This is a genomic window from Kutzneria sp. CA-103260, from assembly GCF_018263855.1.
Taxonomy (GTDB): domain Bacteria; phylum Actinomycetota; class Actinomycetes; order Mycobacteriales; family Pseudonocardiaceae; genus Kutzneria.
This window is the reverse complement of the sequence record NZ_CP073318.1, coordinates 8,132,412-8,146,824: the sequence shown is the minus strand read 5'-3', so window position 1 is coordinate 8,146,824 and position 14,413 is coordinate 8,132,412. Positions and strand designations below refer to the sequence as shown.

12 protein-coding genes are annotated in these 14,413 nt (G+C 69.1%); 7 read left to right on the top strand and 5 right to left on the bottom strand.

The window, feature by feature from the left end:
- The first annotated feature begins 158 nt into the window (after positions 1–158).
- Entirely contained in the window at positions 159–926 is a 768-nt protein-coding gene (locus JJ691_RS35750; protein ID WP_211763958.1) for a class I SAM-dependent methyltransferase, read from the top strand.
- Here the strand turns inward: JJ691_RS35750 and JJ691_RS35745 are convergent.
- The 3 genes from JJ691_RS35745 to JJ691_RS35735 all read right to left on the bottom strand — a co-directional run bounded on the left by JJ691_RS35745 (position 898) and on the right by JJ691_RS35735 (position 4,401).
- Entirely contained in the window at positions 898–2,184 is a 1,287-nt protein-coding gene (locus JJ691_RS35745; RefSeq protein ID WP_249227225.1) for a C39 family peptidase, read from the bottom strand. The two genes, JJ691_RS35750 and JJ691_RS35745, sit on opposite strands and share 29 nt — an antisense overlap.
- The gene (locus JJ691_RS35740) at positions 2,181–3,644 is read right to left on the bottom strand and encodes a glycoside hydrolase family 10 protein (protein WP_249227224.1); all 1,464 of its coding nucleotides are present in this window, start codon (positions 3,642–3,644) and stop codon (positions 2,181–2,183) included. Before JJ691_RS35740 ends, JJ691_RS35745 begins: the two co-directional genes overlap by 4 nt.
- Before the next feature lie 115 nt (positions 3,645–3,759).
- Positions 3,760–4,401, bottom strand: a complete 642-nt coding sequence (locus JJ691_RS35735) for a phosphatase PAP2 family protein (RefSeq protein ID WP_211763957.1) — start codon at positions 4,399–4,401, stop codon at positions 3,760–3,762.
- Between the two features lie 35 nt (positions 4,402–4,436).
- Here JJ691_RS35735 and JJ691_RS35730 point away from each other — a divergent pair, with 35 nt between their 5' ends.
- On the top strand, positions 4,437–5,195 hold the full coding sequence (locus tag JJ691_RS35730) for a thioesterase II family protein (protein WP_211763956.1): 759 nt from the start codon (positions 4,437–4,439) through the stop codon (positions 5,193–5,195).
- A 142-nt stretch (positions 5,196–5,337) separates the two neighbouring features.
- On the opposite strand, the gene JJ691_RS35725 is transcribed toward JJ691_RS35730, so the two are convergent.
- The gene (locus tag JJ691_RS35725) at positions 5,338–5,697 is read right to left on the bottom strand and encodes a helix-turn-helix domain-containing protein (protein WP_211763955.1); all 360 of its coding nucleotides are present in this window, start codon (positions 5,695–5,697) and stop codon (positions 5,338–5,340) included.
- A 55-nt stretch (positions 5,698–5,752) separates the two neighbouring features.
- Positions 5,753–6,388, bottom strand: a complete 636-nt coding sequence (locus tag JJ691_RS35720; RefSeq protein ID WP_211763954.1) for a TetR/AcrR family transcriptional regulator — start codon at positions 6,386–6,388, stop codon at positions 5,753–5,755.
- 828 nt (positions 6,389–7,216) lie between these two features.
- Between JJ691_RS35720 and JJ691_RS35715 the strand changes: the two genes are divergently transcribed.
- From JJ691_RS35715 to JJ691_RS35695, 5 genes are all read left to right on the top strand, one after another.
- Complete coding sequence (locus JJ691_RS35715; RefSeq protein WP_211763953.1) at positions 7,217–8,632, top strand: family 2B encapsulin nanocompartment shell protein; 1,416 nt, start codon at positions 7,217–7,219, stop codon at positions 8,630–8,632.
- A 175-nt stretch (positions 8,633–8,807) separates the two neighbouring features.
- The gene (locus JJ691_RS35710; RefSeq protein ID WP_249227223.1) at positions 8,808–10,199 is read left to right on the top strand and encodes a family 2B encapsulin nanocompartment shell protein; all 1,392 of its coding nucleotides are present in this window, start codon (positions 8,808–8,810) and stop codon (positions 10,197–10,199) included.
- Between the two features lie 12 nt (positions 10,200–10,211).
- Entirely contained in the window at positions 10,212–12,386 is a 2,175-nt protein-coding gene (locus JJ691_RS35705; protein ID WP_211763952.1) for a terpene synthase family protein, read from the top strand.
- Between the two features lie 8 nt (positions 12,387–12,394).
- Positions 12,395–13,435 carry a family 2 encapsulin nanocompartment cargo protein polyprenyl transferase gene (locus JJ691_RS35700; RefSeq protein WP_442912792.1) on the top strand — a complete coding sequence of 347 codons (1,041 nt, stop codon included), beginning with the start codon at positions 12,395–12,397 and terminating at the stop codon, positions 13,433–13,435.
- Complete coding sequence (locus JJ691_RS35695; RefSeq protein WP_211763951.1) at positions 13,425–14,357, top strand: 4-hydroxy-3-methylbut-2-enyl diphosphate reductase; 933 nt, start codon at positions 13,425–13,427, stop codon at positions 14,355–14,357. Before JJ691_RS35700 ends, JJ691_RS35695 begins: the two co-directional genes overlap by 11 nt.
- The last annotated feature ends 56 nt before the right edge of the window (positions 14,358–14,413 follow it).

Here is a 14,413-nt window from a genome sequence, read left to right as displayed (position 1 = left end):
ACCCTCCCTCCCGTCCAAAGCCGCCCTAAAAGCAACCCCCACCCAACCGCAACCAACCCACCCACCCCAGCCACCCACCTAACCCGCCCCCAACACCCACCACCCCACACCGCATCCCTGCTACAAAGGAACAAAAACATGGGGGAGGCACCACAACCATGGACCGCCACGTCTGGCAGGCAGACCACTACCGCCGCGCCAACACCCGCCAGCTGCGCACCGCTATCGAGGCGCTGGAACTGGCCGACCTGCACGGCGGCCGCCTGGCCGATATCGGTTGTGGCACCGGCGAAACCACCCGTGCGATGGCCGAACGCGGCTTCACGGTCATCGCCAGCGACGTCTCCCCCTCGATGGTCGAGGCGACTCGCGATCTCTGCCAGGGACTCCCGGTCACAGTCGACATCCAGGACGCCCGCGAGCTCAAGCTGGACGGCACGTTCGACATCGTGCACTGCTCATGGGTGCTGCACTGGCTCGACGACATCGACCACGCCCTCGCGGAAATGGCCCGCGCCGTGGCACCCGGTGGCGCGCTGGTGTTGCAGTGGAGCCGGGGCAAGAAGATCCGCGACGGTCAGGACGTCGTCGAGGAGGTCATGGCCCGCCCACGCTGGCGTGACCGCCTGGCCGACACTCCTTTCGCCATGCGCCAACACCCCGCCGAGGAGGTCGTCGCCCGCCTGGTCGCCGCCGGCCTGACCATCGAGCTGCCGCCCGTCGAACTCGACGCCCAGTTCGGCACCGAGCCCGTCGCCCTCGGCCGCATCATGCGGGCCGCCGGCCTCGCCGCCCAGGCCGACCGCCTCGGTGACGACGCCGATGACTTCGTCACCGAGGTCGCCACCGCGACGATCGCCGCCAACGCGATGAATCCCCACAACACCAGGCTGATCGCTAGGGCAGGGGCATCCCGTGCGGCGTGACGATGTAGACCACGCCGCCTGAGCCGGTGCCGGTGCCGCCGCCGGGCAAGGGCCGCTCGGTGCGCTGCCACACGTTCTCGAACTGGCTGCGCTTGTAGACGTTGCGCACGGCCGCGTCGTCGTGGGAGGCCGGGTCGTTGACGATCACGTCGCCGGTCTTGGTGAAGCCCACGACCACCATGATGTGCCCGGAGGTGGAGTAGCCGGCCCCGTCCAGCTCGCTGGCCTGGAACGACTGCGAGGTGATCACCGGGATGCCCCGCTTGATGTACTTCTCCAGCTCCTGCAACGAATGCAGCCGGGTGATGTGCGCGTCCAGGCCGTAGCTGGCGGCGTAGGCGGCGTTGAACGGCCAGTTGCCGGCGCCCTGGTAGTCGTAGTCGTAGGTGTTGCGGGCGGCGTAGTCGACGCTGGGGTCGGCGTAGCTGGGGTCGACCCAGGAAAGTTGTTGCGCCGTCGGGTGTTTGCCCCAGTACTCGACGACCATCTCGGTGGAGGTGGGGCTGCACCAGGCTTCGCCGCCGCCGTCGTACTGGGGGTACTCGCCTTCGTGGATGTCCTGGGAGTAGCGCGGCACCGGCAGCTCGATGCCCCAGGCGCCGCCGCTGGGGCTGGTGGGCACGGAGAACCGGTCGGGGATGGCGGAGGTCATCGCGCCGACCATGCGCAGGTGCGGCGAGACCCTGGTGCCGTGCAGGCGGTACAGCGTGACCCGCAGCTGGTACGACATCAGCTGCACGCCCTGGGCGGCCTCGAAGGTGTCGACGTCGATGGTGCCGGTGGCGTCGGTCTGGTCGGGCACGCTGGTGCGGTGGATGTCCTCGTCGCTGGAGGCCCACCGGCCCATCACGTACCACCCGGTCTGCGTCCCGGTCGACGCCGTGCCCCGCATCTCCACCTGCAGGAAGGTGCCGGCCGGGGTGGTGGCGTTCCACGACGCGACCAGCTGCGTGGCCCCGAACCGCTGGCTGTAGCGGGGCGAGGTCCAGGTGCCGTAGTCGTACGCCTTGGTGGTGCCCAGATCCGGCTCGGTGTGCTGCACGGTGCCGGCCGGCCGGCCGATCGTCAGGCCGTTGCCGACGAGCAGCCCGTCGGAGTGTCCACTGTGGAACTGGGAGTCGCTGTTCCACTGGTGGAAGTCGACTGGGGCGGCCGCGGTGGCGGCGACGGCCGGGGCGGCGGTGAGCTGCGCGATGAGGGCGCCGGCGACGGTGCCCACCATGGCGAGCCTGGTCAACCTGTTGTGCACAGGGCTCATCGGTACTCCTCGGTGCCGCTGGGGCGGCTCTCGTGGTGGGTGCGGTCCAGCGCGGTGACCGCGTAGCGGTGCCGGCCGGCGGGCAGGGCGAAGCTGGTGCCACGCACGGTGGTGAGCAGCCGGCCGTCCTGGTAGACGGCGTAGGACGTGCCGAATCCGAGCCAGTGCAGGGTGTTCCCGAACAGTGGCAGCAGGATCGGCGACGGCGGGGCGTGCCCGGCGACGGTCGGCCGGACCGGGACGATCGCCGGCTTGGCGTACAGATCGGTGCGCAGCCGGTCGGCGAAGCCAAGCGGATTGGCCAGCAAAGTGGTCGTGTTGTAGAGGATGTCGCCGTTGACCTCGGGCGTGCCGCGGTCGAGGGCGATGTGCCGGGGCATCTCCTCGGGATCCAGCCACGCGGCCGGGCTCGGCGTCCCGATCTTGTACACCGCCTGCCCGATGTACAGCGACACTCCGGTGCCGGCGACCTCGTGGGCCCACCACGGCAGCAGCTTCCCGTAGTCGGCGATGGTGTATCCGACCGGCCAGTACAGTTGCGGCGCGATGTAGTCGACCCAGCGGTTGCGGATCCAGGTCCTGGTGTCGGCGTAGAGGTCGTCGTAGTCGTGCACGCCGCCCTGCGTGTCGGAGCCGGTGGGATCGGTGCGGGCGTCCCGCCAGATGCCGAACGGGCTGACCCCGAAGGCGATCCACGGCTTCATCGAGTGGATCCGCGTCGACAGCTCGCTGATCAGCTTGTTGACGTTGTCCCGCCGCCAGTCCGTGACGTTGGTGAAGCCGCCGCTGTATTGCTGAAACGTCTGCTGGTCGGGGAACTGTTGTCCGGCAACGGGATACGGGTAGAAGTAGTCGTCGAAGTGCACGCCGTCGATGTCGTAGCGCCGAGTCGTGTCGAGAATGACCTTCTCCACGAACCGCCGCACCGCCGGAATGCCCGGGTTGTAGTAGAGCTGCCCGCCGTAGCTGACGACCCAGTCCGGGTGCAGTCGGGCCGGGTGGTTCGGCGCCAGCTTGGTCACGTCGCTCTGCAGGCTGATCCGGTACGGGTTGAACCAGGCGTGGAACTCCAGGTCACGCTGGTGGGCCTGGGACACCAGGAACTTCAGCGGGTCGTAGCCGGGATCCTGGCCCTGGGTGCCGGTCAGGTACTGCGACCACGGCTCCAGCGAGGACGGGTAGAACGAGTCCGCGGTCGGCCGGATCTGCACGAAAACCGCGTTCACGCCGGTCGCCTTGGCCCGGTCCAGCAGGCTCTCGTACTCCTGTTCCTGCTGCGCCACCGGCAGGCCCGGCTTGGCCGGCCAGTCGATGTTGGCCACGCTGGCGATCCACATGCCGCGCAGTTCCCGGGTCCCGCTGACAGAAGTCCCGCTAACAGAATCAGTAGTGGCAGCCGCCGCTGGTAGTGCCATGACCACGATCAGCAGCGCCGCCACCGTCGTCGCGAGCCTTCGCACGCCGTCACCTCGCTAGTCCGCCTTGGTCAAGGATTTTCGCGATGGTAGGCGACGGTGTAAATAGCTACCTAAGTGCAACTTCCGGCAAGTCCCGGGAATCCACCGTTCGGCGGGGTCAGACCGGAGCCGCCGCGAGCACCCGCCGCCGCGTGACCGCGTCCACGGCCAGCGCGGTCAGGGCCACCACCCCGACCGACAGGGAAGCGCCGGCGACCGTGTCGGTGAAGTAGTGGAAGTCGTCCACGATCAGCGCCAGCATCACCGTCGCGCACACGACCAGCAGGAGCACGCCCATTGCCACGCGCAGCGCAAGGGTCAGCCCGGTCGCGCCGAGGAGGATCACACCGAGCACCGCGCACTCCGAGGCCGTGCCGACGGTGTGACCGCTGGGATAGGACAGGAAGAAGTTGTAGCGGCGGTGCACCAGCGGCTTCAGCACGGCCTCGGTGAGGCCGATCGAGGCCAGCGGCCCGATCGCCGCCAGCGCCGCGATGTCCGGCCGGCCACGCATCAGCGCCGCCACCAGCACCACGACCAGCACCGCGATCACCACCGGCAGGTCGGCCACGTGCAGCAGTTGGTAGAGGAACACCCGGTGCTGCCCGAAGACCGTGAACAGCCAGTCGTCGACGGCGTCGTCCAGCCGGCCGGCTCGTTGTTGGCCGTGGTAGAGCGCCGCCCCCACAGCGACCACGACAACGGACAGGACGACCAGGCCGACGGCGGATCGGCGGGCCTGAGGCGGCAGCAGGCGCACCGATCAAGGCTACGGGCCCCGGTACTTTGGTCTCCGTGAGCACGGGAGCCAAGATCTTGGTCCGGCCGCGGCCGCGGCCCCAGGCCAGCCGGGTGCTGATGTGCATCGGCTACAGCGGCGGCGGCACCGCGCCGTTCCGCCGCTGGGTGCAGCAGCTGCCGGACGACGTGGAGCTGGTGTTGGTCTGCTACCCCGGGCGGGAGGGCCGGTTCACCGAGCCGTACGCCACGCAGTGGGAGCAGCTATGCGAGGAGGTGGTCGACGCCGTCGTCACGGAGGTCGCCACCCGGCCGTACCAGCTGTTCGGGCACAGCATGGGCGCGGTGATGGCGTTCGAGGTCGCGGCCCGCGCGGAGCGGCGGGGTCGTGGGCCGGCGGTGCTGACCGTGTCGGCGAGCGAGGCCCCGACCGACTGGCCGCGCGACGACGGCGAGCCACCGCACATCAGCCAGACCGATGCCGAGCTGCTGCACTGGATGAGCACCGTCGGGCAGCTGCCGCAGGAGCTGCTCAGCGAGCCGGGGCTGGTGCAGATGGCCGTGTCGCTGCTGCGGGCCGACCTGATGGTGAGCCACAGCTACCGGTACCGGCCGGGCACCGTGGTCAGCGCGCCGATGCAGGTCATCTTCGGCGCCGAGGACGGCAAGTCCCCGGCGGCCAACGCGCAGCGGTGGACCAAGCTGGCCGCCGGCCCGGTGCGGGTGGAGGAACTGCCCGGCGGGCACTTCTACACGCCGGAGATCTGGGCCGCGTTCCCGAGTCGAATCGCTTCGCCCGGTTCCTTCACCGGATGAACATTTCCTAAACCTGCAACTTCGGCCAAGAAAAGAACCAGGGCGGGTCGCTGGCTGCGACCCGCCCTGGCGCCTTGCGGGAGTCCTAGTCGGCACGGCGGGGGTTCGCGCCTCTGGTTCCCGATCGGCAGTGTGACCCGATCTACCTCCCGGCCGGCGGAACCCCGCCGACGATCAGGTCCGCGTACGGCTGCGTCGGCCTCGACGCGGCGCGCACCAGCTGGCCGTCGGCCTTGGACCGCTCGACCGAGCTGCTGTGCTCCCGATACGCGTTGTACAGCGCACCACCCGAGTGCAACGCCTTCTCTGCGTGAAAGGCGAAGTCCCGGGACGGCGGCTTGGCCCCACTCTCCACTTTGGACACGTATGAGCGGTCATAGCCCATCCGTCGTGCGAGTGTGGTCCTCGACAGCCCGCGCAGCGTCCGCCAACGCTTGAGTTCTCCAGCGAAGACGTTCGCGGCGGTCTCGGCGTCATCCGCCGGGAATTGGCCAGTCGCCATTGTCACCTCCCCAGATTTGACCGTGGAGGCCCGACAGTACTCCTTGAGCAACTGCTCAGTATACAGTTTCGCGAAGTCCATCCGATCGTCGTGTTGAGGGGTGCGGGACCGCCCTTGACCGGTGGTGGACAATGACCGCCGCCGCGGTCTGGAACAGCAGGCCGGCGGCCTCGTCGTCGCGGTCCGGGTCACCAGTGGTGATCCACTCCAACACCGAGTTGAGGACCAGATCGGTCACGCCCCGAGCCAGCCAGGCCCGCAGCCGCGGGTCCCGCACCGAGTCGGCCAGGGTCTCCTCGGCCACCTGCACTGTCTGGGCCACCAGCTGCTGGGCGTACTCGGCGAACTCCGGTTCTCGGACCGCGTGCCGGAACAGCAGGGTGAAGCCGGCCGCGTCGCGCCGGGCCGCCGCCAGCAGGCCGCGCAGTCCGGCCTCGGTGTCGTAGCCGAGCTGGGAGCTGTCCACCAGCCGCTGCCAGGTGGTGTCCAGCGCGGCGGTGTAGATGTCCTTCTTGGTCTTGTGGTGCCGGTACAGAATGATCTTGGTGACGCCGGCCTCGGCGGCCACGTCGTCCATCGAGGTGCCCGCGTAGCCGCCGCGGGCGAAGGCTCGCGCCGCGGCCGCCACGATGCTCGCGGCCCGTTCCGGGCGCGGCATCAGCCGCCGGCCGGTGCCGCCGCCGTCCCGCATCCACTCGCTCCCGTCCGACGCTGGGGCCCAGACGTTACCCGGTGCTCGTAGGTGATCGCGAAGAGCTATCCGCGCGGCCCGTTGTTCTGACGAAGTGTCAACCGTGTCCAGTCCGATGTCTTGTTTTGTCATCGGGTCCGTCGAAATGCGGCGGCGCCACTCGAACGTGTGACCTGCGGTTTAGTCGGATGGTGCTGACCCGAGTGGCGTATTGGTGGCGAATGGATCGATGGATTCCCGGGGGGACGCACGACTCTCGGCCACTTATGGCACACGATCTGGTGACGTTGGGTAAGTGGTCGGTCACCCTTTGCTTTGTGACGCAGCAACGACCGTCGGTGTGCGCCGCGTGACGATCACCCGCTCGAACGGCCTAATATTGGCCGCGGCCTGGCGGTTTTTGTCTCAATGGTGTGATTTGACAGACATCCCATGACCTAGCTCGCGCCGGTCGCTGTCGTCAGCGTCTGGTTATGGCCCCCGAGGGTTCGCCGGTAAAGAGAACCCGAATGGCGGTGCGGCGATACCCTGCCGTCCTATTGCCGCTCGGTGACCGGGTGGAATCGGTGGGCGATGCTACCGACGGTGGATCGCTGCTAGCCGGGTCGGGTGAACAAAAGGTCAAACTTCCGGCCGTGCAATAGTCACCCGCTCGGGCGACTGTACGTCTGCTGAACGGCGGTGCTAGTTTCGCTCATGTCGGCGTCCATATCGGCCTGCGATTAATTCGCCATTGTCTGGAGAGTAAAGGCGAGTGTCGTGGCCGAATGGTCCTCCTAATTCTTTCTTCTATTCCTCTGTGTCGATCTGGTGAGGAGTTGTTCCGCCGTGACGGAGACGTTGGAGCCGGGAGCCGGAGTTGAGCAAGGGCAGTCCCAGCTGAGTCTGGGCACCGCCGCCGCGCGGAACCTGTCCACCACGACCAAGTCCGTCCCGCAGATGCAGGGCATCACCTCGCGCTGGCTGATGCGCGTGCTGCCCTGGATACAGGTCAACGGCGGTGTGTACCGGGTCAACCGGCGCCTGAGCTACACCGTCGGCGACGGCCGCATCGAGTTCACCAACGTCGGCGCCGACGTCCGGGTGATCCCGGCCGAGCTGGGCGAGCTCCCGCTGCTGCGCGGCTTCGACGAGATGGACGTGCTGGAGGCCATGGCCGGCCGGTTCAGCCAGCACGAGTACTCGGCCGGCGACGTGATCGCCGAGGCCGGCAGCGCGGCCGACCGGGTCTACCTGATCGCCCACGGCAAGATCAACAAGATCGGCGCCGGCAAGTACGGCGACGAGTCGGCCCTGGGCACGCTGGCCGACGGCGAGTTCTTCGGCGCCGACGCGCTGGTGGACCCGGACGCCAACTGGGACTTCACCGCCAGGGCGGTCACCAGCGCCACCGTGCTGTCGCTCAGCCGCGCCGACTTCCAGGCGCTGTGCGACCAGTCCGCGGCCCTGCGCGAGCAGATCGTGCTGTTCCAGGCCAACGCCGCGCTCGGCCGTGACGACAGCGGCGAGGCGGCCATCAACGTCGCCTCCGGCCACACCGGTGAGCCCGACCTGCCCGGCACGTTCGTCGACTACGACGCCGCGCCGCGCGAGTACGAGCTCAGCGTCGCGCAGACCGTGCTGCGGGTGCACAGCCGCGTCGCGGACCTCTACAACCAGCCGATGAACCAGACCGAGCAGCAGTTGCGCCTGACCATCGAGGCCCTGCGCGAGCGCCAGGAGCACGAGCTGGTCAACAGCCGTGACTTCGGCCTGCTGCACAACGCCGACTTCAGCCAGCGCATCCACACCCGCGGCGGCGCGCCGACACCGGACGACATGGACGAGCTGCTGGCCACCGTGTGGAAGGCGCCGACGGTCTTCCTGGCGCACCCGCGGGCGATCGCCGCGTTCGGCCAGGAATGCACCAGGGCCGGCATCTACCCGGGCAACGTCGACTTCAACGGCCACCAGGTGCCGGCCTGGCGCGGCGTGCCGATCCTGCCCTGCAACAAGATCCCGATCACCGAGCAGCGCACCAGCTCGATCATCCTGATGCGCGCCGGCGACGAGCACACCCAGGGTGTGGTCGGCCTGCACCAGACCGGGCTGCCCGACGAGTACCAGCCGGGCCTGTCGGTGCGCTTCATGAACATCAGCGAGAAGGCGATCATCTCGTACCTGGTCAGCGCCTACTACTCGTGCGCCGTGATGGTGCCGGACGCGCTGGGCATTCTCGAGGACGTCCAGCTCGGCGCCAACTGACCTGCCCACCCGGGTTTGGGTGTCTCCAAGCACCACAAACCCCCGCCGGACAGTCGCCAACGGCGGCAAACCCGACCGGTTTGCTGCCGTTGGCGACGTCGGGCGCGCTGGTTTGCCGGTCTTGGAGACGCACAAACCACCCTGTGTCAACCGTTCGTGATTGGAGCACCTCGTCGTGACCGAGACCCTGGACCCGGCCTCCACCCAGTTGAGTCTTGGCACAGCGGCCGCGCGGCAGCTGGCCACGACGACCAAGTCCGTGCCGCAGATGCAGGCGATCACGCCCCGCTGGCTGCTGCACATGCTGCCCTGGGCCGAGGCCAAGGGCGCCGTCTACCGGGTCAACCGCCGGCTCACCTTCCCGGTCGGCTCCGGCCGGGTCGCCTTCACCAACACCGGTTCCGCGGTCCGGATCATCCCCGAGACGCTGACCGAGCTCCCGCTCTACCGGGGCTTCGAGGACACCGCCGTGCTGCACGCCATCGCGGATCGCTTGGTGCAGCGCGAGTTCTCCGCCGGCGAGACCATCGTGGCCGCGGGCGACCCGAGCGAGGCCGGCTTCCTGATCGCCTACGGCCGCGCCGAGATGGTCGGCACCGGCAAGTACGGCGACGAGACCCGGCTGGGCAACCTCGCCGAGGGCGAGTACTTCGGCCAGCAGATGATGGAGGAGTCGCCCGGGCCGTGGGAGTACACGGTGCGGGCCGCCACCCGGTGCATCGTGCTGACGATGTCCCGCGACCAGCTCGGCCCGCTGCTGGCCGGCTCGGAGTCGTTGCGGGCGCACGTGGAGCGGCTGCGCGCCGGCACGGCGCTGGCGCAGAACAAGCACGGTGAGGCCGCGATCGAGCTGGCCTCCGGCGGCTCCGGCGAGTACACGGTGCCCGGCACGTTCGTGGACTACGACCTGTCGCCCCGCCAGTACGAGCTGGCCGTCGGCCAGACCATGCTGCGCATCCACACCCGTGTCGCCGACCTCTACAACGGGCCGCACGACCAGGTGCAGGAGCAGTTGCGGCTGACCATCGCGGCGCTGCGGGAGCGCCAGGAGTTCGACATGCTCAACAACCCGGAGTTCGGGTTGCTGCACAACGTCGACCTCAAGCAGCGGGTGCTGCCGCGCAGCGGCCCGCCCACCCCGGACGACATGGACGAGCTGGTGTCCCGCCGGCGCAAGACGAAGTTCTTCCTGGCCCACCCCAAGGCCATCGCCGCGTTCGGCCGCGAGCTCACCGCGCGCCGCATCTACCCGGCGCCGGTCGTGGTGGACGGCAAGGCGATGCTGTCCTGGCGCGGGGTGCCGATCCTGCCGTGCGACAAGATCCCGATCGACCCCGACACCAACACCACGTCCATCCTGGCCATGCGCACCGGCGAGGACGACAACGGCGTGATCGGCCTGCACCAGACCGGCATCCCGGACGAGCGTGAGCCGGGCCTGTCGGTGCGCTTCACCGGCATCAACGAGAAGGCGATCATGTCCTACCTGGTCTCCACCTACTACTCGTGCGCGGTGCTGGTGCCCGACGCGCTGGGCGTGCTGGAAGACGTCGAGCTGGGGAACTGAGGTCCACCCACGATGGCACAGCCGTTCGAACTGCCTGAGTTCTACCTGGTTCACCCTGCGCGGCTGAACCCGAACCTGGAGGGGGCGCGCGTCCACACCCGCCAGTGGGCGCGCGACTTCGACATGATCGACACCCCGGCCTTCGAGGGCGGCGAGATCATCTGGTCGCCGGCCAAGCTGGAGGCGATGGACTACGCGCTGCTGTGCGCGTACACCCATCCCGAGTGCTCCGGCGAGATCCTCAACCTGATCACCGACTGGTACGTCTGGGTCTTCTTCTTCGACGACCACTTCCTGGAGCTGTACAAGAAGCCCAAGGACATCAAGGGCGCCAAGAAGTACCTGGACGGCCTGCGCGAGTTCATGCCGCTGCACGGCGCGATCACCGCCACGCCGACCAACCCGGTCGAGGCCGGGCTGACGGACCTGTGGGAACGCACCATCCCGATGATGTCCCAGGAGTGGAAGGTTCGCTTCATCGAGAGCACGCTCAACCTGCTCGTCGAGTGCATGTGGGAGATCATCAACATCGACGAGGGCCGGGTGGCCAACCCGATCGACTACATCGAGATGCGCCGCAAGGTCGGCGGCGCGCCGTGGTCGGCCAACCTGGTCGAGGTCGCGGTCGGCGCCGAGGTGCCGGACTCGGTGGCCCGCACCCGGCCGCTGCGGGTGCTGCGCGACACCTTCGCCGACGGCGTGCACCTGCGCAACGACGTCTTCTCCTACCAGCGTGAGGTGGAGGAGGAAGGCGAGAATGCCAACATGGTCCTGGTGCTGGAGACCGCGCTGGGCTGCACCGCCCAGGAGGCGGCCGAGGCCACCAACGACCTGATCTCCTCGCGGATGCAGCAGTTCGAGCACACCGTGTTTACCGAGCTGCCGATCCTGTTCGACGAGTACCACCTGCGGCCGGACGAGCGGATGGCCGTGCTGGTCTACGCCCGCGGCTTGCAGGACTGGCAGTCCGGCGGCCACGAGTGGCACATGCGCTCCAGCCGCTACATGAATTCCAACGCCGATAAGGCCGGCTGGGTGCCCGGCGGCCCGACCGGGCTGGGTACCCTCGGCGCGCGGTTCGGGATTCCCAAGCGCTTCAACCGGTTCACCCACACCCCGCACGCGGTCGGCCCGACCTCGTTGCCCGAGTTCACCATGCCGTTCACCCTGCGGGTGAACCCGTTGCTGGACAACGCCCGCCGGCACACGACCGAGTGGGCCCGGACGATGGGCATGACCACCGAGGGCGTGTGGACCGACCGGCAACTGGCCGGTTTCGACTTCGCGCGCTGCTGCGCCGGCCTCCACCCGGACGCCGGTCAGGACGAGCTGGACCTGGCCACTGAGTGGACGATCTGGGGCACCTACGCCGACGACCTGTTCCCGATGCTGTTCTTCCACACCAGGGACGTCGTCGGCCCGCGCGCGTTCGTGGCGCGCAGCCTGGAGTTCGCGCCGTTGGACTGTGCGACCATGCCGTCGCCGGCCAACGCCTACGAGCGCGGCCTGGCCGACCTGTGGCTGCGCACCGCCCTGCCGCTGGCCGACCAGCACCGCGCCCAGTTCCGGCGGTCCCTGGAGCGCCTGTTCGAGTCCTGGCTCTGGGAGGCCGATCACCACCAGCAGAACCGGATCCCGGATCCGGTGGACTACATCGAGATGCGGCGCGAGACCTGGGGCTCGCTGCCGACGATGAGCCTGGCCGGGTTCGGCCGCGCCGAGCTCATCCCGGCGGAGTTCTTCGCCACCAGCCAGCTGCGCGGCCTCGAGTGCTCGGCGATGGACCAGGCGTGCTTTGTCAACGACGTCTTCTCGTACCAGAAGGAGATCGAGTTCGACGGCGAGCTGATGAACATGGTCCTGGTCGTGGAGAACTTCCTCGGCTGCGGCAAGGATCAGGCCGTCGCGATCGTCAACGACCTGGCCACCGCGCGGATCGAGCAGTTCGTCCGCACCCGCGACCACGAGATTCCCACGCTGTGCGAGGAGTTCGGCTTCACCGCCGAGCAGCGCCGGGCGGTGGACGGCTACGTCCGCGAGCTGGAGGACTGGATGGCCGCGATCCTCGACTGGCACCGCACGACCGCCCGATACGGATCCGCCGAGCTGGTCCGGTCCAGGGGCGGCCGCGGCTTCGCGCTGCCCACCGGATTCGGCACGTCCGCGGTGCGGATGTTCGCCTCGTGACCGAGGGAGTGATTCCCATCGATGTGATCTCGCAGCCCAGGTCGGCCCGTGAGGTGCTGGCCTGGAGCCGTGGCGTGGTGGATCCGGCGATGCGGGCGGCGGTGGACACGCTGCCCACGTCCATGCGCCGCGTCGCCGGCTACCACTACGGATGGTGGGACGCCGACGGCACGCCCCGCGACGGCGACGCCGGCAAGGCCATCCGGCCGGCGCTGGCCGCCCTGTGCGCCGAGGCCGTCGGAGGGTCCATTGTGGACGCGGTGCCGGCGGCCGTCGCGGTGGAGATGGTGCACAACTTCTCGCTGCTGCACGACGACGTGATGGACCGGGACGTCAGCCGGCGGCACCGGCCGACCGCGTGGACCGTGTTCGGCATCAGCTCGGCCATCCTGGCCGGCGACGCGCTGCTCACGCTGGCCTTCGACGTGCTGGCCGGCAGCGGGCACGCCCGCGCCCAGGACGCCATGCGCATGATCAGCTCCGCCGTGCAGGACCTGGTCGAGGGGCAGTGCGAGGACGTGTCCTTCGAGGAACGGTCCGATGTGGACCTGTCGGAATGCCTGTCCATGGCCGGGGAGAAGACCGGCGCGCTGCTGGCCTGCTCCACTGCCATCGGGGCGCTGTACGGCGGCGGCACCGCCGAGCAGGTCGAGCACATGCGCGTGTTCGGCGAGCACCTGGGGCTGGCCTTCCAACTGGTCGACGATCTCCTTGGCATCTGGGGAGATCCGCGGGTGACCGGCAAGTCCGCGCACTCGGATCTGGTCAGCCGCAAGAAGTCCCTGCCGGTGGTGGCCGCGCTGACCTCGGGCCTGCCGGCCGCCGACGAACTGGCCGCGTTGTACGGACGGCAGGACGAGCTGTCCGAGGTGGAGCTGGCCCGCGCCGCCGAGTTGGTCGAGCTGGCTGGTGGGCGGTCGTGGGCCCAGCGGGAAGCGGTCGACCAACTCGATCTGGCGTTGGCGGAACTGGCGCAGGGGGCCCCGGTGGCCCGCGCCGCCGCCGAGCTGGACACGCTGGCCAGGATGGTGACCCGTCGTGACCACTGAACGGACTGTGCTGCTGGCCTCGCCGCGGTCGTTCTGCGCGGGCGTGGACCGGGCAATCGAGATCGTCGAGCAACTGCTGGCGCGCCGCGGCGGCCCGATCTACGTGCGCAAGCAGACCGTGCACAACACCCATGTGGTGGCCGACCTCAGCGGTCGCGGCGCGGTTTTTGTCGACGAGCTCACCGAGGTTCCGGCCGGGGCCACGGTGGTCTTCTCCGCGCACGGCGTCTCGCCGGCGGTCCGCTCCGAGGCCGTCGACCGCGGCCTGGACGTCGTCGACGCCACCTGCCCGCTCGTGACCAAGGTCCACTCCGAGGCCCGGCGCTTCGCCGCCCGCGGCGACACCGTGGTGTTCATCGGCCATGCCGGGCACGAGGAGGTGGAGGGCACCCTCGGCGAGGCCCCCGACCGGATGGTGCTGGTTGAGACCGCCGAAGACGTTGCCACGCTTGAGGTCGAGGACCCGTCCCGGGTGTCGTACCTGACCCAGACCACGCTCGCCGTCGACGAGACGACCGCGGTGGTGGACGCGCTGCGGGCCAGGTTCCCGGCCCTGCGCGGCCCCGGCAGCGACGACATCTGTTACGCCACAACCAATCGGCAGCGGTCGCTGGCCGCCGTGGCCGACGAGGCCGACCTGGTGCTGGTGGTGGGGTCGGCCAATTCGTCCAACTCCGTGCGACTGGTCGAGGTCGCGCGGCGGATGGGCACGCCGGCATACCTGGTGGATGATATTTCGGGCATATCGGAATCCTGGCTGGCCGGGGTGCGGGTGGTCGGCCTCACCGCCGGCGCGTCGGCCCCGCCCGAGCTGGTGGACGAAGTGGTGCAATGGCTTCGCCGCTTCGGCCCAGTGCGGGTGGAGGAGCGGGAAACCGCAAGGGAGACCATCACCTTCGGGCTGCCGTCCGCGGCACGCTAGTCGTGTCCGAGCGGCGAAAACAGCTCCGATCGTCGCTTGTTTTGCCTCGGGCGGGC

Bases quoted from the DNA above. Each gene is read 5' to 3' on its own strand.
- JJ691_RS35750 (WP_211763958.1), top strand. From the start codon at position 159: ATGGACCGCCACGTCTGGCAGGCAGACCACTACCGCCGCGCCAACACC.
- JJ691_RS35745 (WP_249227225.1), bottom strand. From the start codon at position 2,184: ATGAGCCCTGTGCACAACAGGTTGACCAGGCTCGCCATGGTGGGCACC.
- JJ691_RS35725 (WP_211763955.1), bottom strand. From the start codon at position 5,697: ATGGCGACTGGCCAATTCCCGGCGGATGACGCCGAGACCGCCGCGAAC.
- JJ691_RS35720 (WP_211763954.1), bottom strand. From the start codon at position 6,388: ATGCGGGACGGCGGCGGCACCGGCCGGCGGCTGATGCCGCGCCCGGAA.
- JJ691_RS35705 (WP_211763952.1), top strand. From the start codon at position 10,212: ATGGCACAGCCGTTCGAACTGCCTGAGTTCTACCTGGTTCACCCTGCG.